Consider the following 23,861-nt stretch of genomic DNA (forward strand, 5'->3'; position numbering starts at 1 on the left):
AAAGCATAAGTTTTTGTAGATTTGATGCGTCTCTATTTTAGCGCAACAACGGGAGCTTCTGTATATATTTTTACCCTATAGAAAACCTTTGAAATGCGCTCAAAGCGACACTCTTTTTTCATTTTAAAACTTAAACATGTCTGATAAAAAACGTCTTTTTTTAGTTGATGCTTACGCACTTATTTTCCGTGGTTATTATGCTTTTATAAAAAACCCACGAATTAATTCAAAAGGCACCGATACTTCTGCCATCATGGGTTTTATGAATTCGCTTTTAGATGTTATTAAGCGCGAAAGACCGGATCATTTAGCCGTTTGTTTTGATAAAGGCGGTAGTGCGGATCGCGTAGAAATGTTTGAAGAATACAAAGCCAATCGTGATGAAACGCCTGAAGGTATTAAAGTCGCTGTTCCATATATACTTGAAATCCTTAAAGCCATGCATATTCCAATTATGGTTAAAGAAGGTTTTGAGGCCGATGATGTTATTGGAACGCTTGCAAAACAAGCTGAAAAAGAAGGTTATCAAACCTTTATGGTGACTCCAGATAAGGATTTTGCCCAATTAGTTTCTGAAAACATATTTATGTACCGCCCAAAATCTTTTGGTGGCGGTTATGAAGTTTGGGGTATTCCTGAAGTTCAGAAAAAATTCGAAGTAGAACGACCAGAGCAAGTAATTGACTTTTTAGGAATGATGGGCGATGCGTCCGACAACATTCCAGGTTTACCAGGAGTAGGTGAAAAAACTGCTAAAAAGTTCATTAAAGCCTATGGTAGTATGGAGGGTTTATTAGAAAACACTCATGAGCTGAAAGGCAAGATGAAAGAGAAAATAGAAGCTTCCAAAGAGTTAGGAATTCTTTCAAAAAAGCTAGCGACCATTATGCTAGATGTTCCTGTGGAATTTAATGCGAAGGATTTTGAAATGGAACAACCTGATATTCCAAAAGTCACCGAGATTTTCCAAGAGTTAGAATTCCGACGCTTAATTGATAATTTTGTAAAAACTTTTGCAACCGAAGCAGAAACGGCAGCAATTGAAACGTCCAAAACAAACGACAAACCAAAGGCAACAGATTCAGCCGGCGCAGGCCAATTTTCATTATTTGGTGCTTCGGGAGACGATACTACTGAATCACCAAGTCCAACGGAATTCTCTAGGCAAACAGCAGAAACAACATCACATTTTTATCAAAGTATCGCTCCAGGAATGGCTACCAAACTATTCATTACAAACTTGATGAATCAAAAATCAGTTTGTTTTGATACGGAAACTACTGGATTAAATTCCTTAACAGCAGAATTAGTTGGTATTGCTTTTTCATGGGAGGTTGGTAAAGGATTTTATCTGCCATTTCCAGAAAAAAAGGAAGACGCTCAAGAATTAATTGAAATTTTACGTCCGTTTTTTGAAAGTGAAACCATTGAGAAAGTCGGACAGAATTTAAAATATGACATAAAAGTACTTGCCAAATATAACATTACCGTAAAAGGTAAATTATTTGATACCATGTTAGCTCATTATCTAATTAATCCAGATATGCGTCATAATATGGATATTTTAGCTGAAACGTATTTGAACTATACACCTACTTCGATAGAAGCACTGATTGGCAAAAAAGGCAAAAATCAGAAAAACATGCGTGATGTTTCATTAGAAATCCAAACGGAATACGCCGTTGAAGATGCTGATATTACATGGCAACTGAAAGAGCATTTTCAAAATGAGCTTGGTGCAGCCAACACACAAAAACTATTTGATGAAATAGAAATTCCATTACTACGCGTTTTGGCAGCTATGGAATTGGAAGGTATTAATTTAGATACGGACTTTTTAAATTCACTAGCGGATCAACTCAACAAAGATATTGCCGATTTAGAGAAAAAAATATACGCCGAAGCGGATGAAGAATTCAATATTGCTTCGCCAAAACAATTAGGGATTATACTTTTCGAAAAATTAAAGTTAGTTGATAAACCTAAAAAAACAAAGACTGGTCAATATGCGACAGGTGAAGATATTTTAAGTTACTTAGCTAAAGACCATGAGATTATTCAGAACATTTTAGAATATCGTGGTTTGGCAAAATTGAAAAGCACATATGTGGACGCTTTACCATTACAAGTGGAACCAGCTACAGACCGCGTCCATACTGACTATATGCAAACCGTTGCGGCAACAGGTCGTTTAAGTAGTAATAATCCTAATTTACAAAACATACCTATTCGCACAGAGCGCGGCCGTCAAGTACGAAAAGCTTTTATACCACGCAATTCCGACTACACTTTATTGGCTGCGGATTACAGTCAGATAGAACTACGTATTATTGCTGCTTTAAGTGAAGAAGAAACAATGATTGAAGCCTTTAAAAACGGCGAAGATATTCACGCGTCTACAGCTTCTAAAGTTTTTAATGTGCCGTTGGATGAAGTTACTCGCGAACAAAGAAGCAACGCCAAAACGGTGAATTTTGGAATTATATATGGTGTTTCAGCTTTTGGCTTAAGCAATCAAACGGATTTAAGTCGAAGCGAGTCTAAAGAGCTTATAGAAACCTATTATGAAACCTACCCAAAACTGAAAAGCTATATTGGAAAGCAGGTCGATTTTGCACGAGATAATGGTTACGTACAAACTGTTTTAGGGCGTCGTCGTTATTTAAAAGATATTAATTCCAGAAATGCTATAGTTCGTGGTGGCGCAGAACGAAATGCAGTAAACGCTCCAATTCAAGGAAGTGCAGCCGATATTATTAAGATTGCTATGATTAGTATTTTTAATAAATTAAATGAAGGCAATTATAAAACTAAAATGCTTTTACAAGTGCATGATGAATTGGTTTTTGATGTTTACAAACCCGAATTAGAAGAAATCAAAAAAATGGTAAAAACAGAAATGGAAAGTGCTTTTACGTTGACTGTTCCTTTGGATGTAGATATGGATATTGGTGATAATTGGTTGGAGGCGCATTAATATAGATCTGAAGTTTGAGGTCCGAGTTTTAAGGAATAAACATACTTACGCAAAGGCATCAACTTATTGACTACTATCTAATAATGTAGGAGTGATAATAAACTTCAGTCCTTCAAATATAATCTTAGAAAACCATATATTATATGTAAAAAAATAAATCAAGGGTATTACGATTCTATAAATTTCTAAAAAGATATAAACAAAGTTATCAAAATAACTCAGGACAGTGTTTGGTTATCAAATATATAATCGTAAATTTGCAAACTCTTTTAAAGAGAGGAATGTTTAATTAGAAAAAATTAATAAGTGTGGACACATTAAGCTACAAAACGATTTCAGCCAACAAAGCTACTGTTAATAAAGAGTGGGTTTTAGTTGACGCTGAAGGTCAAACATTGGGCCGTTTATGCTCTAAAGTTGCAAAACTTTTAAGAGGAAAACATAAGCCTAACTTCACACCACATGTTGATTGCGGTGATAACGTTATTGTTATCAATTCGGAAAAAATCAACTTGTCAGGTAACAAGTGGACGGAAAAAACATACATCCGTCACACAGGGTATCCAGGTGGACAAAGAAGTTTAACTGCTAGTGAATTGTTTGGAAAAGATCCAGCAAGAATAGTAGAAAAATCAGTAAAAGGAATGTTACCTAAAAACAAATTAGGTGCCGAACTATTCCGTAACCTTAACGTTGTTGTAGGTTCTGAGCACAAATATGCTGCTCAAAAGCCAAAAACAATTAACTTAAACGAATTCAAGTAATGGAAGTAATTCACAAAATTGGCCGTAGAAAGACGGCTGTTGCTCGTGTTTATCTTGCGCAGGGAACTGGTAAGATTACAATTAATAAAAAAGACATGGCTGTTTATTTTCCGTCTGCAACTTTGCAGTACAAAGTAAACCAACCTTTAGTTATGACTAACAATGACGGCAACTTTGATATTACAGTAAATGTATATGGAGGTGGCATAACAGGTCAAGCTGAAGCAATCCGTTTAGGAATTTCTCGTATTATGTGCGAAATAGATCCTGAAAACAGATTAACATTAAAGCCAGAAGGCTTATTAACTAGAGATCCAAGAATGGTGGAGCGTAAGAAATTCGGTCAGAAGAAAGCGCGTAAGAAATTCCAATTCTCTAAACGTTAATATTATAGTATCGAATTACATTATCTGTGTCACATTAAGCGCAGTCGAAATGTTTTTCAAATCAAAAAATAACTCAGTTATTGTTGTCCTAGTGTAAAAGCAGGATTTAGTTTAGCATCTAAATGGTTTAGGCGATTTTTTCAATAAAAAGACCACTAAATCATTGCTAATTCAACAGAACGTAAACTATTACAAAATGGCAGTAGAAGTAAAAGAATTACTTGAAGCAGGTGTACACTTTGGTCACCTAACACGTAAGTGGGATCCAAACATGGCCCCTTATGTATATATGGAGCGTAATGGTATCCATATTATTAACCTTTACAAAACAGCAGCTAAAATAGAAGAAGCGGGCGAAGCATTAAGCAAAATTGCAGCTTCAGGTCGTAAGATTTTATTTGTAGCTACTAAAAAGCAAGCTAAAGATATTGTTGCTGAAAAAGCAGCATCTATCAACATGCCTTTCATCACAGAAAGATGGCCAGGTGGAATGTTAACCAACTTTATTACGATTAGAAAAGCTGTTAAGAAAATGGCTACTATTGATAGAATGAAGAAGGATGGTACTTTTAATTCTTTATCTAAAAAAGAACGTTTACAAGTAGATCGTCAACGTGCTAAATTAGAAAAGAACTTAGGTTCTATTACAGACATGACACGTTTGCCAGCTGCACTATTTATAGTGGATATTAAGCGTGAACACATTGCAATTGCAGAAGCTCAAAAATTAAACATTCCTATTTTTGCTATGGTTGATACCAACTCTGACCCACGTCAGGTTGATTATGTCATCCCTTCAAATGATGATGCTTCTAAATCAATTGACAAAGTGTTAACTCACGTAACTAACGCTATTTCTGGTGGTTTAGCTGAACGTCAAACTGAAAAAGATGCTCCAAAAGCTGAAAAAGATGCTCCAAAAGAGAAAAAGGCAGCTAAAAAAGAAGTTGTAAAGGACGAAGAAGAATAAATAGTTAAGTAACACAATACTAGAAAAGTCGTTTGATACCGTTTCCTCTTTGAAAACACGTTAAACGACTTTTTTAAATTTAAAAAATACATTTTCAAGCTATGGTAAAAATAACAGCCGCAGAAGTAAATAAATTAAGACAAGCCACAGGTGCAGGTATGATGGACTGCAAAAAAGCTTTAGTAGAAGCTGAAGGCAATTTTGATAACGCAATTGACGTTTTACGTAAAAAAGGTCAGAAAGTAGCAGAAAAAAGAGCCGACAGAGATTCTTCTGAAGGTGCTGCAGTTGCTAAAATTAACGACGACAACACTGTAGGTGTTGCTATCGTTTTAGGTTGTGAAACTGATTTCGTAGGAAAAAACGATGACTTTTTAGCGCTTGCTAATGCGTTAGCTAACGTAGCCATAAACTACACTACAAAAGAAGAATTTTTAGCTGCCGATTTTAAAGGAATGAGCGTTGCTGATAAACTAATTGAGCAAACAGGTGTTATAGGTGAAAAACTAGATATTACTGGTTTTGAAAGATTAGAAGCACCATTTGTTGGACAGTATGTTCACATCAATAAAATTGCTGCTTTAGTTGGTCTTTCTCAAAAAGTAGACAATGCAGAAACTTTAGTAAAAGATGTTTCAATGCAAGTAGCTTCTATGGGAGCAACATCATTATCTTACAAAGATTTCGATTCAGCTTTTATTGCTGCTGAAACCGAAGCGCGTATTGCTGTTATTGAAAAAGAAAATATTGAGCGTGAGCGTATGGGTAAAACACCTAAAAACGTACCGGAATTCATCTCAATGGCACAACTATCTCCAGAAGTTTTAGCCAAAGCTGAAGAAGACGCAAAAGCTGAATTAACTGCTGAAGGTAAACCAGAAAAAATTTGGGATAAAATCCTTCCAGGTAAAATGGAGCGTTTTATTTCTGATAACACATCTTTAGATCAAGAGAAATGTTTGTTAGATCAGAATTTTATTAAAGATGAAAAGAAAACAGTAGCAAAATATGTTGAAACATATGGTGATGTTACTATTACAAACTTTAAACGTGTTTCTGTAGGTTAATTAAAACCTCTAAAACTCACCAGTTTTTTTTGCGAATTTAGTAGCAAAAATTTATAAATCAAAACCACGATATTCTTAACCATATCGTGGTTTTTTTATTTATAAAATGTCATTTTATAAAAATTCAAAAAATAAAAAAATTATGTAGCTTTGCACAACCCTTCATTTCAGCATATGCCGAAATGACTTTCATTAAAACAACACATGAAATACAAAAGAATTCTTTTAAAATTATCAGGCGAAGCATTAATGGGTACCAGACAATATGGGATTGACCCTGTTCGTCTTGCAGAATACGCCAATGACATAAAGGAAATTGCAGATTTAGGTATTCAAGTTGCCATAGTTATTGGCGGTGGTAATATTTTTAGAGGTGTAGCCGGTGCAAGCAACGGTATGGATCGTGTTCAAGGCGACCATATGGGCATGTTAGCAACGGTTATTAACGGTTTAGCACTACAGAGCGCTTTGGAAAATGCTGACGTACAAACCCGTTTGCAAACGGCTATTCATATTGAAGAAGTTGCAGAACCGTTTATTCGCAGAAAAGCCATGCGCCATTTAGAAAAAGGACGTGTTGTAATTTTTGGAGGGGGAACTGGAAATCCGTATTTTACTACAGATTCGGCAGCCGTTTTAAGAGCAATTGAAATTGAAGCGGATGTTATTTTAAAAGGAACACGTGTTGATGGTATTTATACGGCCGATCCTGAGAAAGATTCGAGCGCTATAAAGTTTGATCATATTTCTTTTGATGATGTATTACGTAAAGGTTTAAAAGTGATGGATACCACCGCTTTCACCTTGAGTCAAGAAAACGAATTACCGATTATTGTTTTTGATATGAATAAAAGAGGAAATCTTTTGAAAGTCGTTTCAGGCGAAAATATTGGAACAAAAGTTAATTTATAACATTACTTTTACTTTTGGCTTGATTTACAACGAGCTTAAAACATATAAAATTCTTTAAAAATGAATGAGGACATACAATTTATATTAGACTCGGCGAAGGAATCTATGGAAGCCGGAATTAGGCATCTAGAAAAACAATTAGCTAACATTAGAGCTGGAAAGGCTAGTCCTGCCATGCTTGGTAGCGTAATGGTAGATTATTACGGATCACAAACGCCGTTAAGTCAAGTAGCTAATGTAAACACACCAGATGGTAGAACGATAACCGTTCAGCCTTGGGAAAAAAATATGCTTCAAGAAATTGAGCGTGGTATCATGCACGCGAATCTTGGTTTCAATCCTATGAATAATGGTGATCTCATTATTATAAATGTACCCCCTTTAACAGAGGAACGCCGGATTAATTTATCGAAGCAAGCAAAATCAGAAATCGAAGATGCCAAAGTAAGTATCAGAAGCGCTAGAAAAGATGCTAACAACGATATTAAAAAACTTGATGACGCCTCCGAAGATCTTCAAAAAGGTGCAGAAGTTGACATTCAGAAAATGACCGATATTTACGTTACCAAAATTGATGCTATTTACGAAACTAAAGATAAAGAAATAATGACTGTGTAAATTTAAGAAGCGACATCTAATCATCGCTTTTAAAATGGTACTCACATACTAATAATTAATGGGGAAATATTTTGTAACTGCTTTATGTATTCTCTTTGTTTTGCGTATGCAGTCCCAAACACATATTGCGTCAAAAGATTCCGTTGAAGTTCAACAAGACACGCTAATAAAAAAAGATTTATTAAAAAATCTTGGTAATGGTTATTTCCCTACCAAGTATTTTGATATTGACTTACGATATTTTATAAAATACAACCAATATGAAGGTTTCCGAACCGGTTTTGGCGGTGTAACTAATGATGGATTTTCCGAAAAATATCGTGTACGCAGCTATGTAGCTTATGGCTTTCGAGATGACAAGTTCAAATTTGGAGTTAGCGGAAGCGCGCGACTTGTAGAAAGTGGGAAAACTTGGTTGCATCTTGCCTATACAGATGATTTGCAAGAAGCTGGAAGTTCAAATTTCTTAACCGATAAACGCTTTTTTAGTTTTTTTGAGCCCCGTTTATTAAATATTGATTTATTCTATAAATACATAAAACAATCTATAGCTATTGAGCATGTTATTGCGCCAAAAATTCTATCGGAACTCCAATTAGCAACGAGTAATATTAATCCAACCTATAATTATCAATATATCAATAATGGCAAATCTTACTCCGAATTCAATTTAAGCACAGCCATCTTATCATTACAGTTTAATCCATTTAGTGAGTATAAGCTCATAAAAAACCGACTGAAGGAAACCTCCATAGGTTTCCCGAAATTCTCGGTACAATTAACACAAGCTGCAAGCGGTATTTTTAAGAGTGAATTTAATTTTACAAAATTAGATTTTCGTACCATTTACGAAATACGTTATCAACCCGAATCTTTTACGCGATTTGTGTTAACTTCTGGATTTGCAGATGGTAATACTCCCTTATCGCATTTGTATCACGCATATCCTAACAACATCAATAAAATTACTATTAGAAGTCGTTTTTCTGTGGCTGGTATTGAAAGTTTTGAAACTATGTATTTTAACGAATTCTTTTCTGATAGACTTACAACTGTTCAATTCCGTCATTATTTTAAACCTTTCAATTTTACCAACCGTTTTAAACCCCAACTTGTTTTAATTTCTCGTTTCGCTATTGGCAATATGAGCAATATAGATAAGCACCAAGGTATTACTTTCGGGACTTTAAACAAAGGTTATACGGAGTCTGGTTTTGAAATTAACAAACTTATTTTTGGTTTTGGCTTTAGTGGCACTTATCGATATGGTGGATATCATTTACCTAATTTTGAGGACAATATTGCACTGAAATTCACATTTAACCTTACATTATAAGTCAATAGCAGCCGTAATAGATTGCTTTTTCCTACCTTTGCGCCTGTTTTAAATAGCCTATGTCTAAATTATTTACAAAAAGTTTTTGGGATGTTGTAGCGCGAATTATTTTGCGAAACAAAATAGTCATTCTTCTAGGTGTTTTAGCTGTAACCATCTTTTTTAGTTTACAGTGGAAAAATATGCGCTTTACCTATACCGAAGCCAATTTACTTCCCGACGATCATGAAGTAAATGTAACCTATCAAAATTTCCTAGATATTTTCGGTGAAGAAGGCAACCTCATTGTCATGGGTATTAAGGATTCTACATTATTTACTGTAGAAAAAATGAATGCCTGGAATAACCTGGCAGATAGCTTTAAAGGTTATGAAGCCGTTGATGGCGTTATTTCCATAAAAGACTTACAAAAACTAGTTAAAGACACCGAAAATGAGCGCTTCGTTTTAGAACCTTTTATTAAAGATTCTATAGCTTCCATGGCGCAATTGGACAAATTACAAGACGAGTTATTTAATCAATATCCGTTTTATGACAATGTTTTGTTTAATAAAGAAAGTAAGACTATTCGTTCGGCTATTTACATGAAAAAATCTATTGTAAACACAGCCGCTAGAAAGGACTTCGTTTTCGATGTTTTAATTCCTAAAATTGAAGAGTTTGAAAAAGCTACCGAAATGGACGTTCGTGTTTCTGGTATGCCGTATGTACGTACTTTAAATGCTCAAAATATCGTTGATGAAATTGGTGTTTTTATTGCCGGCGCTCTTTTAGTTACTTCATTTATATTCTTTCTGTTTTTTAGATCCATTAGAGCCACGCTCATATCCATGCTAGTTGTGTGTTTAGGCGTTATGTGGACTTTTGGTATTATTGGTCTACTCAACTACGAAATCACGGTATTAACCGCGTTAATTCCGCCTCTTATAATTGTTATCGGAATTCCGAATTGCATCTTCTTAATTAATAAATATCAGCTGGAAGTTAAGCTTCATGGCAATAAAGTACGATCGTTACAACGTGTTATTACCAAAGTTGGAAATGCTACATTATTAACTAATTTAACTACCGCTGCCGGATTCGGAACATTCATCTTAACTCAAAGTACATTACTAGTAGAGTTTGGTATTGTGGCCTCCTTAAGTATTCTAGCAATTTTTATTCTATGCGTACTTATTATCCCTATTATTTACACGTTTCTGCCACATCCAAAGGATCGACACCTAGAACATTTAAACAAACGTTGGATTGGTGGTTTTGTCGATTGGATGGAGCGCATGGTAAAAGAAAGACGCATTACCATCTATATTACAGCAATTATTGTATTGATTACGAGTATTATTGGAATTTACCAGATTAAAATTTCTGGGAGTCTAATTGAAGATATGTCTAAAGAAGCTGGATTCTTCGATGATATCCGTTTTTTCGAAGAAGAGTTTAATGGTATTATGCCATTAGAAATTCTAGTAGATACGAAACGTAAAAAAGGCGCTACCAAATTAACAACTTTGAAACGTATGGATAAGTTAGAGCAGCTTATCATTGAAACTCCCGAATTATCCAAACCTGTTTCTATAGTTGGCTTGGCAAAATATGCCAAACAAGCCTATACAAATGGTATTCCTGAATATTATCAATTACCCACAAGTCAGGAAAACCTATTTATTTCTTCTTACATTAAAAACTCATCATCTAATGTCGATTTATTAAAGAGTTTTGTGGATAGTACTGGACAATACGCCCGTATCACGACATTTATGAAGGATATTGGTACCGATAAAATGGAGCGTATTGAGGAAAATCTTGAAAATGAAATAAATAAAACCTTTCCTAAAGAACAATATGAGGTAACTGTTACAGGAAAAGCACTGGTTTTTCTTAAAGGAACCAAGTATTTGGTTAAAAATTTAGCCATTTCCTTATCATTAGCCATTTTACTTATTTCATTATTAATGGCCTATATGTTTCGATCCTTTAAAATGATTATTGTTTCATTAATCCCAAACCTATTGCCACTAGTTATTACTGCTGGATTAATGGGTTATTTAGGTGTTCCTATAAAACCCTCTACCATTTTAGTGTTTAGTATTGCTTTTGGTATTTCAGTAGATGATACCATTCACTTTTTGGCAAAATACAGGCAGGAACTACAGGCTAATAATTGGAAAATTAAAAAATCTGTTTATGCGGCTTTACGCGAGGCCGGCGTGAGTATGTTTTACACATCCATTGTGTTATTTTTCGGGTTTTCTGTATTTACCATTTCAAGCTTTGGCGGTACAGTAGCTTTGGGTGCATTAGTATCGGCAACCTTATTATTTGCCATGTTATCAAATTTACTATTATTGCCTTCCTTATTATTATCATTGGAACGCAGTATTGCCAATAAAGAAGATTTAAAAGAACCCAGTATTAATATTATACCAAATGATGATGATGATGATGATGATGATGATGATGAAATAGACATTGTTGAATCGAAATAAATAGCATAATCATTTTCAAATATTCTATTTGATTTTTGATTTGTGAAACCATTATCTTTGTACACTCTAATTTTTTATAACAATGAAAATGCATACTGTCGCTGAATTATTAAAAAAAGAAAACGCCCTTCAAGAAGTAACTATAAAAGGATGGGTGAGAAGTTTTCGTTCTAAACGTTTTATAGCCTTAAATGATGGTTCAACTTTAAATAATATACAATGTGTAGTTAATTTTGAAGAAACCGATGATGCTACCTTAAAACGTATTACAACTGGTGCTGCTGTTTCTATTACTGGCGAATTAACCGAAAGTCAAGGTCAAGGTCAGAATTTTGAAATTCAAGTTAGCAAGATTGAAATTTTAGGAGATTCCGATCCGGAAAACTACCCAATTCAACCTAAAAAACATTCATTCGAATTTTTAAGAGAAAACGCACATTTACGTACCAGAACTAACACGTTTAGTGCTGTAATGCGTTTGCGTTCCTCTTTATCGTTCGCTATTCATAAGTATTTTAATGAAAATGGTTTCTATTATATGCACACGCCAATAATTACTGGTAGTGATGCGGAAGGTGCTGGCGAAATGTTTCGCGTAACCGGATTAGATCCAAAAAACCCACCATTAAAAGAAGATGGTAATGTTGATTACTCTAAAGATTTCTTCGGAAAAGAAACCAATTTAACCGTTTCTGGACAATTGGAAGCGGAAGCTTATGCCATGTCTTTAGGTAAAGTTTACACCTTCGGACCGACTTTTAGAGCTGAAAACTCGAATACTTCACGACATTTAGCCGAGTTTTGGATGATTGAGCCAGAAGTAGCCTTCATGGATTTAGCCGGTAATATGGATTTAGCCGAAGCTTTTATGAAATCTGTATTAAGTTATATTTTAGAACACAACCAAGAGGATTTAGAGTTTTTAGAAAAGCGTCTTTTAGATGAAGAGAAAACCAAACCACAGGCCGAGCGATCAGACATGTCGCTTATTGAGAAAATTAAATTTGTTGTCGATAATAATTTTAAACGTGTAAGCTATACCGAAGCTATTGATATTTTAAAGAATTCTAAGCCAAACAAGAAAAAGAAATTCAACTATATAATTGAAGAATGGGGTGCTGATTTACAAAGTGAGCACGAACGCTTTCTAGTTGAAAAACATTTTAAATGTCCTGTGATTTTATTTGATTACCCAGCAGACATTAAAGCATTCTATATGCGTTTAAATGAAGATGGTAAAACCGTTCGCGCCATGGATATCTTATTCCCAGGAATTGGTGAAATGGTTGGCGGGTCACAACGTGAGGAACGTTTAGACGTTTTAAAAGCAAAAATGAAGGCTTTAAATATTGATGAGGAAGAATTATGGTGGTATTTAGATTTACGTAAATACGGAACCGCTGTACATTCTGGTTTTGGATTAGGTTTTGAACGTTTAGTTATGTTTGCTACAGGAATGGGTAATATTCGCGATGTCATTCCATTTCCAAGAACACCTCAAAATGCTGACTTTTAATAATTAAAACAGCATTCAAAATAAAGCGCAGCCTTTATTTCATTGAAACTTTCGTTTTAGTTTGAAAAGGAGTCGCAAAACTCAAAAATTTCATAAAACAATCTGCGTTAATTATTAAATGTAGATTGTTTTTTTTATTTTTATAAAAACCGAAACTATAATCATGCTCAAGCAGTTTTTACAATTTAAGCTCTCACAAAAGCTATCACCGCAGCAAATTCAATTAATGAAATTGATACAATTGCCTACGCAAGCTTTTGAACAACGTTTAAAACAAGAATTGGAAGAAAATCCAGCACTTGAAAGCGGTAAAGAATCTTTAGAGGATGAATATGAAGACGATTTTGATAATAGTCAGGATGAATATGAAGATAACGATACCATCGACACCGAAGATATTAATGTTGATGAGTATTTAAGTGATGATGAAATTCCAGACTATCGGACCCAAGCTAATAACTATAGCGCAGATGATGAAGAAAAAACAATGCCTTATGCGGCTGGGACGTCGTTTACACAGTATTTAAAAAGTCAATTAAATACCTTTACTTTAAATGAAGAACAACGTGAAATAGCAGAATTTCTGGTTGGAAGCGTAGATGAAAGTGGTTATATACGTCGGGAATTGATTGATATTACGGACGATTTAGCTTTCACACAAAACGTATATACAACTGTAGATAAAATTGAGGGTGTTTTACAAATCGTACATCAATTAGACCCTGCTGGTGTTGGCGCTCGTAACTTGCAAGAATGCCTGAGTATTCAGCTCCATAGAAAAGCTAAAAACCCAGATGTGGAATTGGCTATCGACATTATTGACAATGCTTTTGAACAATTTACTAAAAAGCACTACAAAAAGCTCATTCAAAAATTCGATATAACGGAAATGCAATTAAAAGACGCAATTCATGTTATCGAACATTTAAACCCGAAACCTGGTGGATCTTATGCTGGGAGTAATCGTATTGTAGAGCACGTGGTTCCCGATTTTGCTATTCATATTGTTGATAGCGAATTGGAACTTACGCTTAATGGGCGTAATGCGCCAGAATTGCATGTATCCCGAGAATACAGCAATATGATGAAAGGTTATAAAGAAAGCAAAGAAAAATCGAAAGCACAAAAAGATGCGGTTCAGTTTATAAAACAGAAATTAGATGCTGCCAAATGGTTTATAGAAGCTATTAGACAGCGCCAGCAGACTTTATTTGTCACCATGAGTGCGATTATGCATTACCAGAAAGAATACTTCTTAACGGGTGATGAGCGCAAATTACGACCGATGATTTTAAAAGATATCGCAGACGAAATTGATATGGATGTTTCTACAGTATCGCGCGTTGCCAATAGTAAATATGTTGATACGCCTTATGGGACGAAATTAATCAAAGAATTCTTTTCCGAATCCATGACTAACGATCAAGGTGAAGAAGTATCTACCCGTGAAATTAAAAAAATATTAGAAACGGTTATTGAAGAAGAAAACAAGCGTAAGCCATTAACCGATGATGCTTTAGCAAAAATTTTAAAGGAAAAAGGGTACCCAATTGCCAGACGTACGGTTGCTAAATACCGCGAGCAATTAGATATTTCTGTGGCTAGATTACGAAAGAAGATCTAATGAATTTTATATTAAAAAGTATTTCGTTTATTTTTCATCCAATTATGATGCCTTTAATTGGCGTGATTTTCTATTTTTCAAAATCGCCAAGGTTCTTACCGATGGATATTATTCAAGCGAAATTGGTTTCCTTGTTTATCCTAACTATCCTCCTACCTATTCTACTCTACTTTTTACTAAAATCTATAGGATCAACATCTTCCATATATTTAAAATCGACCAAAGAGCGTATTTTTCCGCTCATTTTAAATGCTATTATCGTACTACTAATTATTATTCGGGTATTACCGATTAATGAAATCATCGAGTTGTACTTCTTTTTCTTAGGCATATTAATATCCACTTTAAGCTGTTTTTTGTTAGCTGTATTAAAGTTTAAAGTCAGTATTCACATGATGGCGGTATCAGGCGTTTTTATGTTCTTCTTAGCTTTAAGTATTCATTTTAGCATAAATATTAATGGTAGTTTAGCAATAATGGCCGTGCTAATGGGCGCTATTGCTACATCTAGATTGCACTTAAAAGCTCACACCTATCCAGAATTAATTATTGGTTTTTTTATAGGCTTAATGCCGCAGTTAATTTTAGTAAATTATTGGTTGTAGAATTCAATAAAATTGAATATCCTAACATTAGTATTAGACCAGTGCCAACAATAAATTAGAACTTGAAAGCTATAATTACGTTATTAAATAATCATCAAGTCTATTCTAATATAAAAATAATCGATTTTACTTCTATCCAATTCCAGCCTTACATCATTTGTAATAGGATCGATAATTTCACCAGAAGCAAACATGGTTATAAAACCGCTTAAATCGCGATCAATTTCAGTCAAGGCAGGAAAACCAAAATCGCCATAGACCCCAGCAGAATCCCATCCGCAGCAAGCCCATTTTAAAGACCCCATTCCATAAGTTTCAATTAAAAACGCTTCAATTTCTATAGATCTATGGGCAGGTACTCTATACAACAGGTACTCTATACAATGCTATTACTTTAATTTGACTGTTTTCTATGACTTTACAATTAAGAAACTCCATCCCATCCGATTTCATTCCATAAATCACCAAATAGAAAATCACTACTACAAGTTTATAATATAGTTTTTTGCACAAAGTCCATTTCATAAACTTCTAAATTAGAAATCTTTCTAATTTGATCGCTTTCGATGTGTTTAATTTGGGATTTAGGAGAGTCTTATTGTTAGCAGTATTATATACTAGATTAAGAGCATTCAAAGAAACAGAGCTACTTTCCTTGGAAAAAGAGCAGACCTCGCTATCCAGCATTCCTGTAAAATTAGCGAATAAAGGTGTCGTGCATGATATTAAGAGAACCACTAATAACATTCTAATCCATAAAAACTTTAATTTGACTTTCTTTCCTGGTAGTTTGAATTTTTTAAATTCCAAACCAGCATTATAATATATAAAAAATCAAACCAACTTTAAGCGCATTCATATCTACAGATTCAGAATCTATACGTGCATTACTCATGATAGAATTCAAGCCATAATAAACATAAACATTCCAAGTATTAAAACCAGCACTCATGGTTAGTCCATATTGCAAATCATTAAAAGAGTCTATTTTACTGTGTTTGATGGTCCCTAAATCACCTCTAAATTTGGATGAGTTAAAAAGTACATATCCAACATTTACACCCGCATAAATACGCCAGAACTTACCCTCCTCGGCTGTCGATGTCCGCCAACGAAGTTGCAATGGCACTTCCACCATATAGGTTGCAAACTTGTTTTTACTATAATTGACTTCACTTTTATCTAAAACCGAATAATTAAATTCTCCATCAGAATCTTTAGAAATTAAGAAGTTATGATTAAAGGAGTTAGAAGAAAGGCCTAATCCAACACCAAAGGCAATATTACGGCGCTTATTTATAGGGAAATCGCGAATAAACCCCAAATGAAATCCACTTGAAAAACCACTTTGAGAAACACCTTCAGGCTTATCTCCCAATAAATTATAGGTAATTGATACATAGAACTGATCCTCTCTATATTTATTATCCAACTCTTTAACGATAGAGTCTTTGGCTTCTTCTACTTGAGCAGACGCTATTTGCAGTGAGGCGAAGAACACTATAAGTATCAGGTAATTTCTCATGAATTAATTAAAATAATATTAGGTTTAAAGTACAAAAAAAAGGCGTTTAGATTTCTCAAAACGCCTTTAATTATAAAATTAAGAATTAATTCTTACTTAAGACCATCTAGGGCATCCCCTTTACGTGTCTTGTAGTTTATTTTAAGAGCGTTTACTTCACGCAATTTCTGTTTAACATCAGATACAAGACCCATGTTAGTTTCTTTATCAACGCTTAAAACAGTGGTTAAAAAAGGAATTTCCTCTTCACGTTTATCAGCACGCTCTGCTGCTATAAAAGCTGGTATTTCTGAAACATCGGCAAACTTATCGTTTAACTGAATACGTGCTTCAGATCCAAATTGTTTATAAGCGCTACTAGGCTTACCTGCATAAATATACATTAATAAGTTACGTTTAGCCAACTTTTCAACTTGATCCGCGGCTGGTAAGCTATTTTGAATTTTTAATGTATCCTTACGCATAACCGTAGCAACCATAAAGAAGAATAACAACATGAATACAATATCAGGTAATGATGCTGTATTTACTGCTGGCATTTCGCCTCCTTTTTTCTTTTTAAATTTAGACATAAATATGTTACGGTTTATCTAGTTAGACTTTTTTGGTTCTGCTTCCGAAAACTTCTGCGGAATTAAAAGTTTAATTTCTTCAATTTTGTCTTTTAATTGTGCTTTTCTAGCAGGAGATGTTCTCGCATCATTATACTCTATATCTGCTTCAACATAGTTAACACCTAGACTACCATATCTTTGCTCAAACTCACGATTACGCAACACGTTATAGGCTGCAATAATCTCGTTCTGAACGGCTATATAGGTTTCATAACTTGTACCTCTATCATTCTGTAAAGAAATAATAGCTTTCTGGAAATTGTCAGAAGATTTTGGATTACGGGCTCCTTTACAAGAAGCACACGCATCTTCTCCCTTTCCACCACCATTATCCAAAAAGGTAACAGCAGCTTTACGCAAATCTTTAAGCTTTATCAAATCACCATCACTTCCGGCTGCTTTTAAAAGCAACTCGTTATTTCCGTTAACAGTTAGTTGAAAAATATTTCTTTCCTTAATAATCGGTGGTTCCGTTTCTTCAATTGGCGGCAACTTTCGGTTTAGACCAGAGTCTATTTCGATGGTAGTTGTTACCAAGAAGAAAATCAATAGTAAGAAAGCAATGTCGGCCATGGAGCCTGCATTAACTTCCGGTGCTGCTCTTTTTGCCATAATTATTTATTCGTTAGTTTTTTAACGCCCGATAACAACATAATTATCGCAGCTGCGCCTATAAGCAGATAAAAAGCCATTAAGCCCGCTCCTACTAAATGCGACTCACCTGGAGTTGAAGGAACGCCGTTATAGAAATAACTGTTTCCATCACCACCTGTTAGTAAATAAGCAACTACTAAAACGGCTGCAAATACACCTACACTAATCAAGGTGTTTTTAAGCGTTGATGTGTTCGTAAATAAGTTAATCAGTACGAAAATAACTACAGAAACAACCGCTATTAACATAATAGCGTATGCTACATATGCTAAAGGATCTACAATAGAAGTATCACCATCCATTGCTGCAGACTTTATCGCCTCATCACCTTCAGATATTATCATTGCCAAGAATACGACACCAATAAGTCCCAGAATTCCCGCCAATATTTTTAATATTTTGTGTAATTTCATAATTTAAAAAATTATTGCTGTTAATTATTACTTCTTGTGTCTAATCAATAAATCCATCAGTGTAATGGATGCATCTTCCATATCATTAACAATACTGTCAATTTTAGCGATGATGTAATTGTAAAAAACTTGAAGTATAATAGCAACAATTAAACCAAATACGGTTGTTAAAAGGGCTACTTTAATACCACCCGCAACTAAAGACGGTTGCATATCACCAGCAGCTTGAATTTTATCAAATGCTTGAATCATACCAATTACTGTACCCATGAATCCTAACATAGGAGCCAATGCGATAAATAATGAAATCCAAGATACATTTTTTTCTAATTGTCCCATTTGAACACCACCATAAGCAATAACAGCTTTTTCAGCAGCTTCAATACCTTCATCCGTTCTATCTAATCCTTGATAGAATATGGAGGCAACAGGTCCTTTTGTATTTCTACAAACTTCCTTTGCAGCTTCAACACCACCTGATTGTAATGCGTCTTCTACGTCTTGAGTTAATTTTTTAGTGTTGGTTGAAGAAAGGTTTAAATAAATAATTCTTTCAATAGCAATTGCTAAACCTAGAATTAAACATAATAATACAATTCCCATAAAACCTGGACCACCTTCTATGAATCGTTTTTTTAATTCCTGGTGAAATCCTAATGACTCTTCTGCTGCAGTTTCATCTGCGACATCGTCTTGAATTGAAGTAACAACTGCGTTTGCACTTGTAATTGCACTTGTAGTTGCGTTAGCTGTTCCGAATGCCACAAAACACATGATGGCTAGGATAGAAAATAATCTTTTCATTTGTTCTTGTTCTTAATTTTATTAGTTAAAGTGTTAAAGATATAAAAAAAATGTAATTAAAAAATTAAAATTACTGTAGAGTTAAATGAGTTTTTTACATGTACTTCATTTAAAACATTTTACAATAACAATAGAATTTAAAAATATTTAGATGGCTTATAAAATTAGCATCTTTTAAACGCGCCAACTTCATGAATTACAACCCAATATAAATAAAGGACTATTGCAGAGAGAAAGGGATTCGAACCCTCGATACCCTTTTGAGGTATACACACTTTCCAGGCGTGCGCCTTCGACCACTCGGCCACCTCTCTGTATTAAGTTTTCCTTACAAGCAGCCAAATAACGAAAAATCTTTAAAAGGTGAAAGCTTTGTGAGTTAATTTTATGCCATTTCTCCTCTTAAAGCAGTTTCAAATACTGTTTTGAAGGTTTTTTTGGAAATATTCTCTCCTAAAAGGTACATAAGTTTCGTTATAGCCGCTTCTGTTGTAATGTCTTTTCCAGAAATAACACCAATCGATTTTAATTCCGAACTGGTTTCATATTGACCCATATTGACACTTCCTCCCGAACATTGCGTAACATTTATAATTTGAATACCTTTTTTAATGCTGTTTTCTATTAATTGTACAAACCAATCTTCGGTGGATGCATTCCCAGCACCATAGGTTTCTAAAACGACTCCTTTTACTTGCGGGTTTTGTAAAATACTTTCCAATACAGTTTTTGAAATACCCGGAAACAACTTAATAAGAGCAATATTAGTGTCGAAAACCTTATGAACTAATAATTTCTTCCTAACATTAGGCACAAACAAAGCTTCTTTATTAACTATAAGATGTACACCTGACTCTGCTAAATTTGGATAATTTAAACTTTCGAAGGCTTCAAAATGCTCGGCATTAATTTTCGTAGTTCTATTGCCTCTATATAATTTGTATTCAAAATATAAACCGACTTCTCTAATTACTGGACGGTTGCGCACCTGCAAAGACGCCATTTGTATAGATGTAATTAAATTTTCTTTGGCATCGGTACGCAAATCACCAATTGGCAACTGCGATCCCGTTAAAATTACCGGTTTCGCTAAATTCTCCAGCATAAAACTTAAAGCTGAAGCCGTGTAACTCATAGTATCACTACCATGTAATAATACAAAACCATCAAAATTATCATAATTAGCCTCTATTATTTCGGCCATTTGCCCCCAATATTCTGGGCTCATATTGGAAGAATCTATAGGCTCTTCGAATGATATGGTTTCAATCTGGCAGGCTAAAAGCTTTAATTCGGGAATACTTTTTAATAAATTACTAAAGTCAAATGCCTTTAAAGCACCCGTATTAGCATTCTTTATCATACCAATAGTTCCACCTGTATATAGTAAAAGGATTTTTGGAGTCGTGTTTTCCATATTAAATTTTAAAAATGGCTTTTGAATTTTCAGTCGTTATTTTCGCAATATCTTCCTTTGGCAACTCGTAGAGTTCAGAGAGTTTTTCCAACACCTTTATAATGTATGAACTTTCATTACGTTTTCCACGGAAAGGTTTTGGGGCAAGATAAGGCGAATCGGTCTCCAAAACAATGTGCTTTAAGTCCATTTGATTAAGGAATTGATCTATTTTTCCGTTTTTGAAAGTCACCACACCACCAATACCTAATTTCATATTATAAGAAACAGCTTGTTTGGCCTGCTCTAATGTTCCTGTGAAACAATGGAATATTCCAAATAAATCGTCTGACTTCTCTTCTTCTAAAACTTCAAATATCTCATTAAAAGCATCACGACAATGAATAACGATAGGCAATTTGTATTTTTTAGCTAATTGAATTTGATATCTAAAAGCATTTTTCTGAATCCCTAACGTAGACGTGTCCCAATATAAATCGATTCCAATTTCGCCAATAGCATAAAAACTTCGTTTAGAAAGCAAATCTTCCACATGCGCTAACTCCTCTTTATAGTTGTCCTTTACCGAGGTAGGATGTAATCCCGTCATTAAAAACACTTGTTCTGGAAAATCAGTTTCCAATTGCAACATGGCTTTGGTATAGGACGAATCGATTGCGGGAATAAAAAATCGCGATACGCCGGCATTTAGAGCACGTTGCATCATCTCTTTTCTATCTTCCTCAAACGCGTCACTATATAAATGGGTATGTGTGTCAGTAACTATCATTTTACAAAAGTAAAAAAGTAACCACCAATGTGATTACTTTCTACTTTATAATTTTAAACTCAGCTGAAAAGCATTTAAAACCTCAACACTTTAGCTGTATTTAATCTATTTTATTCAACAGTTTTTGCGCTTGCTGATAATCTTCCGCATCTTCGGGAATCCTTTTCAAAATACTAATGCAAGCCGCTTCATTTTTCTGTTTCAGTTTGCTTAAAGCTAAATACCACATCGCTTTGTTTTTATAAACGGACGGCGTTTCCATTATTTCATTAAAAAGTGTTTCTGCTTTATTAAAATGATTCAGCTCTACTAAAGACACGGCTTTATACAATTGAAATTCGATATTAGTTGAATCGGACTCTAATAATTCTGAAAAATACGTTTCCGCATCCTTATAATTGTGATTATTAAACGCCGTTTCTGCTTTATGCAATATGGCATCTTGATTCCCTCTTACCGTTAAACTAATGGTTCCGTAATTAGCATAATCCTTATATACCGGATTCGAAAATTGCTGACCAATAAAGAAACCGATAACCAATACGGCTGCCGCAGCAATAGAATAAAACCATGGATTGATGCGTTTTTTTATGGATGTTGCTTGAACAGAATCTTTAAAGTAATTAGAAGACACTTTTTCCAACTGACTTTTAAAAGCTTCAGTTTGTTCAGCATTTTTAAGATGATTCTCTAAAAACTGCGAAGCATCCTTATATATTTGAAACGCTTCTTTAAAAACTAGATCTGTTTCCAATCGGTTTTGAAAAGCTTGAACACTTTCCGGATCCAGGTTTCCGGACAGGTAATCTTCAAATAGAATGTAATCTTGGTTTTGCATGGTTACGGTTTTAGGTTATTATAACGTGGCGACTCCTGAACCATTTTAGTAAGCTGGCCGATACATAAAGATTTCTTTTTTCTAGCATAAGCATAAGTAATCCCTAGACTTTCGGCGACCTCCTGCATCGATTTAATTTTAAAAGTAGCTTTTAATAAATCTTTACAAGCTTGACCTAGTTTTTGAAACATTTCTGTAAACAAATCATGTTGTTGTTCAAATAGAGTGGTTTCAAAAGCGAATTCTTGTACGTCGTCGTCTTTAGATAACACCTCTTCGTTAATTGTTACCTCTTTATTACCAGTTTTTTTTAATTGATTGAGCCATTTACGCTTGCAGAGTAAGAAGAAATAGGCATCAAAGGGACACGTTAGTTTTAAATCCTTTTCTGTAGCTTGATTATATATGGTGATTATTGTTTCTTGAATCACATCTTTAGCTTGGGTTTCATTGCCACTATTTTGTTTGATATAATTAATAACTTTTGGCGCAAACTTATCATATATAGATTGTATAACGAAAGCGTTGTTTTGAACCAACCCTTCAATATACTTCTGATCTTCATGAATTATCTTCTGGCTCATAAACCGTTAATTTTTAACGAATTTAAAAAAACTTCACTTAATACGGGTAACAATTTTCAAATGCTTTTGATGTAAAGGTGTTAACACAAAGTAAAATGCAATCCAAGTAAAAGCAATCGCATTAAATGAACAATTTATTAATTGAAATTACACATTATGATTAATTATAAAACGCCTATTATGAAAACTAAAATATTTGCAATTCTATTGTCAATCAGTTTTTTCACATTTTCATCCTGTGATGATGACAACGACCCTTTAAATAACGTCTGCAATGACAGCTATATCAGCACACCCATAACAAATTTGTTTACCACAGCAAATGGATATGATGATTTACCTGAAATGATGGATTTAGAAACGCATGAATATCGCATGAAAATAAATGCAAATGGCGAAATATGCAGTGTTGGCTATCAAAACCCAAGTACTTGGACCGGAAGTTATTTAATTGTAATAAATAATGAAACTACAAATCAGCAAACCTCTGCCACGCTTTCTTTCTCGCAAGCGCAATTGGAATATAAAAGCATTTCCCCTCTTGCAGTAAATTCAGGAGACATTATTAAAGTACAACGAACCATATTTGGTAATACATTGCTATCTGAAACAATAGGTAGAATATTAAGGAAATCTGACTATACAGCTGTACCCTATCCTATAACAGAAGGAAATGTTGAGTTTTTAAGTTCTGATTTTTATGGCGCTGGTGGTCCGGTGCCAAATTTCGGTCAACCTTATATCCCTTTAGGTTTCAAAGTAAATTAAGAACGTAAATAAGTGCAGTCGATATGCTCATATAGATATTTCAAAGACAAAAAGTAGCTTAAAAATGATTATTAAAACCTTTTTAAGCTATTAATTTAAGGGCACTGGGATTTAATTGCAGTTAAGAAAGCGCCTTTCATAAATTTGAAAGTCCTTTTTATATTATAAATATTACAAATTGATCACAAAAAATTAAAATTTCACAAAAACAAGG

Annotated in this window: 23 protein-coding genes and 1 tRNA gene; 13 read left to right on the forward strand and 11 right to left on the reverse strand. The window is 34.2% G+C overall.

What is annotated here, in order from left to right:
* The first annotated feature begins 136 nt into the window (after positions 1 to 136).
* The 12 genes from polA (at position 137) to BZARG_RS06475 (ending at position 15,261) form a co-directional block, all read left to right on the forward strand.
* Entirely contained in the window at positions 137 to 2,977 is a 2,841-nt protein-coding gene (gene polA / locus BZARG_RS06420) for a DNA polymerase I (RefSeq protein ID WP_008636746.1), read from the forward strand.
* A 308-nt stretch (positions 2,978 to 3,285) separates the two neighbouring features.
* On the forward strand, positions 3,286 to 3,741 hold the full coding sequence (gene rplM / locus BZARG_RS06425; RefSeq protein WP_008636707.1) for a 50S ribosomal protein L13: 456 nt from the start codon (positions 3,286 to 3,288) through the stop codon (positions 3,739 to 3,741).
* Complete coding sequence (rpsI, locus tag BZARG_RS06430; protein ID WP_008636760.1) at positions 3,741 to 4,127, forward strand: 30S ribosomal protein S9; 387 nt, start codon at positions 3,741 to 3,743, stop codon at positions 4,125 to 4,127. The genes rplM and rpsI overlap by 1 nt, the downstream gene beginning before the upstream one ends.
* A 196-nt stretch (positions 4,128 to 4,323) precedes the next feature.
* The gene (gene rpsB, locus BZARG_RS06435) at positions 4,324 to 5,097 is read left to right on the forward strand and encodes a 30S ribosomal protein S2 (RefSeq protein WP_008636666.1); all 774 of its coding nucleotides are present in this window, start codon (positions 4,324 to 4,326) and stop codon (positions 5,095 to 5,097) included.
* Positions 5,098 to 5,198: 101 nt separating this feature from the next.
* Complete coding sequence (gene tsf, locus BZARG_RS06440) at positions 5,199 to 6,164, forward strand: translation elongation factor Ts (protein WP_008636651.1); 966 nt, start codon at positions 5,199 to 5,201, stop codon at positions 6,162 to 6,164.
* A 204-nt stretch (positions 6,165 to 6,368) separates the two neighbouring features.
* The gene (gene pyrH, locus BZARG_RS06445) at positions 6,369 to 7,076 is read left to right on the forward strand and encodes a UMP kinase (protein WP_008636718.1); all 708 of its coding nucleotides are present in this window, start codon (positions 6,369 to 6,371) and stop codon (positions 7,074 to 7,076) included.
* Between the two features lie 60 nt (positions 7,077 to 7,136).
* A complete protein-coding gene (gene frr / locus BZARG_RS06450) occupies positions 7,137 to 7,694 on the forward strand; it encodes a ribosome recycling factor (protein WP_008636592.1) in 558 nt (185 codons plus the stop codon).
* Positions 7,695 to 7,752: 58 nt separating this feature from the next.
* Entirely contained in the window at positions 7,753 to 9,030 is a 1,278-nt protein-coding gene (locus BZARG_RS06455) for a hypothetical protein (protein WP_008636744.1), read from the forward strand.
* Between the two features lie 59 nt (positions 9,031 to 9,089).
* Complete coding sequence (locus BZARG_RS06460; protein ID WP_008636761.1) at positions 9,090 to 11,516, forward strand: efflux RND transporter permease subunit; 2,427 nt, start codon at positions 9,090 to 9,092, stop codon at positions 11,514 to 11,516.
* Positions 11,517 to 11,598: 82 nt separating this feature from the next.
* The gene (asnS, locus tag BZARG_RS06465) at positions 11,599 to 13,032 is read left to right on the forward strand and encodes an asparagine--tRNA ligase (RefSeq protein WP_040288084.1); all 1,434 of its coding nucleotides are present in this window, start codon (positions 11,599 to 11,601) and stop codon (positions 13,030 to 13,032) included.
* Between the two features lie 163 nt (positions 13,033 to 13,195).
* The gene (rpoN, locus tag BZARG_RS06470; RefSeq protein WP_008636732.1) at positions 13,196 to 14,656 is read left to right on the forward strand and encodes an RNA polymerase factor sigma-54; all 1,461 of its coding nucleotides are present in this window, start codon (positions 13,196 to 13,198) and stop codon (positions 14,654 to 14,656) included.
* A complete protein-coding gene (locus BZARG_RS06475; protein ID WP_008636730.1) occupies positions 14,656 to 15,261 on the forward strand; it encodes a hypothetical protein in 606 nt (201 codons plus the stop codon). The genes rpoN and BZARG_RS06475 overlap by 1 nt, the downstream gene beginning before the upstream one ends.
* A gap of 83 nt (positions 15,262 to 15,344) precedes the next feature.
* On the opposite strand, the gene BZARG_RS06480 is transcribed toward BZARG_RS06475, so the two are convergent.
* The 11 genes from BZARG_RS06480 to BZARG_RS06535 form a co-directional block, all read right to left on the reverse strand.
* Positions 15,345 to 15,629, reverse strand: a complete 285-nt coding sequence (locus BZARG_RS06480; protein WP_008636773.1) for a DUF4952 domain-containing protein — start codon at positions 15,627 to 15,629, stop codon at positions 15,345 to 15,347.
* Between the two features lie 449 nt (positions 15,630 to 16,078).
* On the reverse strand, positions 16,079 to 16,786 hold the full coding sequence (locus BZARG_RS06490; protein WP_040288086.1) for a porin family protein: 708 nt from the start codon (positions 16,784 to 16,786) through the stop codon (positions 16,079 to 16,081).
* Between the two features lie 92 nt (positions 16,787 to 16,878).
* On the reverse strand, positions 16,879 to 17,358 hold the full coding sequence (locus BZARG_RS06495; protein WP_008636734.1) for an ExbD/TolR family protein: 480 nt from the start codon (positions 17,356 to 17,358) through the stop codon (positions 16,879 to 16,881).
* Positions 17,359 to 17,376: 18 nt separating this feature from the next.
* On the reverse strand, positions 17,377 to 18,012 hold the full coding sequence (locus BZARG_RS06500) for an ExbD/TolR family protein (RefSeq protein ID WP_008636572.1): 636 nt from the start codon (positions 18,010 to 18,012) through the stop codon (positions 17,377 to 17,379).
* A gap of 2 nt (positions 18,013 to 18,014) precedes the next feature.
* A complete protein-coding gene (locus BZARG_RS06505; protein ID WP_008636672.1) occupies positions 18,015 to 18,467 on the reverse strand; it encodes a hypothetical protein in 453 nt (150 codons plus the stop codon).
* 27 nt (positions 18,468 to 18,494) lie between these two features.
* Positions 18,495 to 19,271: a MotA/TolQ/ExbB proton channel family protein gene (locus BZARG_RS06510; protein ID WP_040288087.1), complete on the reverse strand. Its 777-nt coding sequence runs from the start codon at positions 19,269 to 19,271 to the stop codon at positions 18,495 to 18,497.
* Positions 19,272 to 19,497: 226 nt separating this feature from the next.
* A tRNA-Ser gene (locus tag BZARG_RS06515) sits at positions 19,498 to 19,585 on the reverse strand.
* A gap of 71 nt (positions 19,586 to 19,656) precedes the next feature.
* Positions 19,657 to 20,688 carry an asparaginase gene (locus tag BZARG_RS06520; protein ID WP_008636671.1) on the reverse strand — a complete coding sequence of 344 codons (1,032 nt, stop codon included), beginning with the start codon at positions 20,686 to 20,688 and terminating at the stop codon, positions 19,657 to 19,659.
* Position 20,689: 1 nt separating this feature from the next.
* Complete coding sequence (locus tag BZARG_RS06525; protein WP_040288088.1) at positions 20,690 to 21,457, reverse strand: TatD family hydrolase; 768 nt, start codon at positions 21,455 to 21,457, stop codon at positions 20,690 to 20,692.
* Positions 21,458 to 21,557: 100 nt separating this feature from the next.
* The gene (locus BZARG_RS06530; RefSeq protein WP_008636667.1) at positions 21,558 to 22,295 is read right to left on the reverse strand and encodes a tetratricopeptide repeat protein; all 738 of its coding nucleotides are present in this window, start codon (positions 22,293 to 22,295) and stop codon (positions 21,558 to 21,560) included.
* Between the two features lie 2 nt (positions 22,296 to 22,297).
* On the reverse strand, positions 22,298 to 22,879 hold the full coding sequence (locus BZARG_RS06535) for an RNA polymerase sigma factor (protein ID WP_008636611.1): 582 nt from the start codon (positions 22,877 to 22,879) through the stop codon (positions 22,298 to 22,300).
* Positions 22,880 to 23,059: 180 nt separating this feature from the next.
* Here BZARG_RS06535 and BZARG_RS06540 point away from each other — a divergent pair, with 180 nt between their 5' ends.
* Positions 23,060 to 23,647 carry a hypothetical protein gene (locus BZARG_RS06540; RefSeq protein ID WP_123766882.1) on the forward strand — a complete coding sequence of 196 codons (588 nt, stop codon included), beginning with the start codon at positions 23,060 to 23,062 and terminating at the stop codon, positions 23,645 to 23,647.
* Positions 23,648 to 23,861 lie beyond the last annotated feature (214 nt).

Source organism: Bizionia argentinensis JUB59, assembly GCF_000224335.1.
Taxonomy (GTDB): Bacteria; Bacteroidota; Bacteroidia; order Flavobacteriales; family Flavobacteriaceae; genus Algorimicrobium; species Algorimicrobium argentinense.

What these genes read in the sequence shown, in the direction of transcription:
- tsf (WP_008636651.1), top strand. Translation starts at nt 5,199, where the DNA reads ATGGTAAAAATAACAGCCGCAGAAGTAAATAAATTAAGACAAGCCACA.
- BZARG_RS06530 (WP_008636667.1), bottom strand. Translation starts at nt 22,295, where the DNA reads ATGCAAAACCAAGATTACATTCTATTTGAAGATTACCTGTCCGGAAAC.
- rpsB (WP_008636666.1), top strand. Translation starts at nt 4,324, where the DNA reads ATGGCAGTAGAAGTAAAAGAATTACTTGAAGCAGGTGTACACTTTGGT.
- polA (WP_008636746.1), top strand. Translation starts at nt 137, where the DNA reads ATGTCTGATAAAAAACGTCTTTTTTTAGTTGATGCTTACGCACTTATT.
- BZARG_RS06510 (WP_040288087.1), bottom strand. Translation starts at nt 19,271, where the DNA reads ATGAAAAGATTATTTTCTATCCTAGCCATCATGTGTTTTGTGGCATTC.
- BZARG_RS06460 (WP_008636761.1), top strand. Translation starts at nt 9,090, where the DNA reads ATGTCTAAATTATTTACAAAAAGTTTTTGGGATGTTGTAGCGCGAATT.
- frr (WP_008636592.1), top strand. Translation starts at nt 7,137, where the DNA reads ATGAATGAGGACATACAATTTATATTAGACTCGGCGAAGGAATCTATG.
- BZARG_RS06500 (WP_008636572.1), bottom strand. Translation starts at nt 18,012, where the DNA reads ATGGCAAAAAGAGCAGCACCGGAAGTTAATGCAGGCTCCATGGCCGAC.
- BZARG_RS06455 (WP_008636744.1), top strand. Translation starts at nt 7,753, where the DNA reads ATGGGGAAATATTTTGTAACTGCTTTATGTATTCTCTTTGTTTTGCGT.
- rpsI (WP_008636760.1), top strand. Translation starts at nt 3,741, where the DNA reads ATGGAAGTAATTCACAAAATTGGCCGTAGAAAGACGGCTGTTGCTCGT.
- asnS (WP_040288084.1), top strand. Translation starts at nt 11,599, where the DNA reads ATGAAAATGCATACTGTCGCTGAATTATTAAAAAAAGAAAACGCCCTT.
- BZARG_RS06525 (WP_040288088.1), bottom strand. Translation starts at nt 21,457, where the DNA reads ATGATAGTTACTGACACACATACCCATTTATATAGTGACGCGTTTGAG.
- BZARG_RS06535 (WP_008636611.1), bottom strand. Translation starts at nt 22,879, where the DNA reads ATGAGCCAGAAGATAATTCATGAAGATCAGAAGTATATTGAAGGGTTG.
- BZARG_RS06540 (WP_123766882.1), top strand. Translation starts at nt 23,060, where the DNA reads ATGAAAACTAAAATATTTGCAATTCTATTGTCAATCAGTTTTTTCACA.
- rpoN (WP_008636732.1), top strand. Translation starts at nt 13,196, where the DNA reads ATGCTCAAGCAGTTTTTACAATTTAAGCTCTCACAAAAGCTATCACCG.
- BZARG_RS06490 (WP_040288086.1), bottom strand. Translation starts at nt 16,786, where the DNA reads ATGAGAAATTACCTGATACTTATAGTGTTCTTCGCCTCACTGCAAATA.
- pyrH (WP_008636718.1), top strand. Translation starts at nt 6,369, where the DNA reads ATGAAATACAAAAGAATTCTTTTAAAATTATCAGGCGAAGCATTAATG.
- BZARG_RS06495 (WP_008636734.1), bottom strand. Translation starts at nt 17,358, where the DNA reads ATGTCTAAATTTAAAAAGAAAAAAGGAGGCGAAATGCCAGCAGTAAAT.
- BZARG_RS06505 (WP_008636672.1), bottom strand. Translation starts at nt 18,467, where the DNA reads ATGAAATTACACAAAATATTAAAAATATTGGCGGGAATTCTGGGACTT.
- BZARG_RS06520 (WP_008636671.1), bottom strand. Translation starts at nt 20,688, where the DNA reads ATGGAAAACACGACTCCAAAAATCCTTTTACTATATACAGGTGGAACT.
- BZARG_RS06475 (WP_008636730.1), top strand. Translation starts at nt 14,656, where the DNA reads ATGAATTTTATATTAAAAAGTATTTCGTTTATTTTTCATCCAATTATG.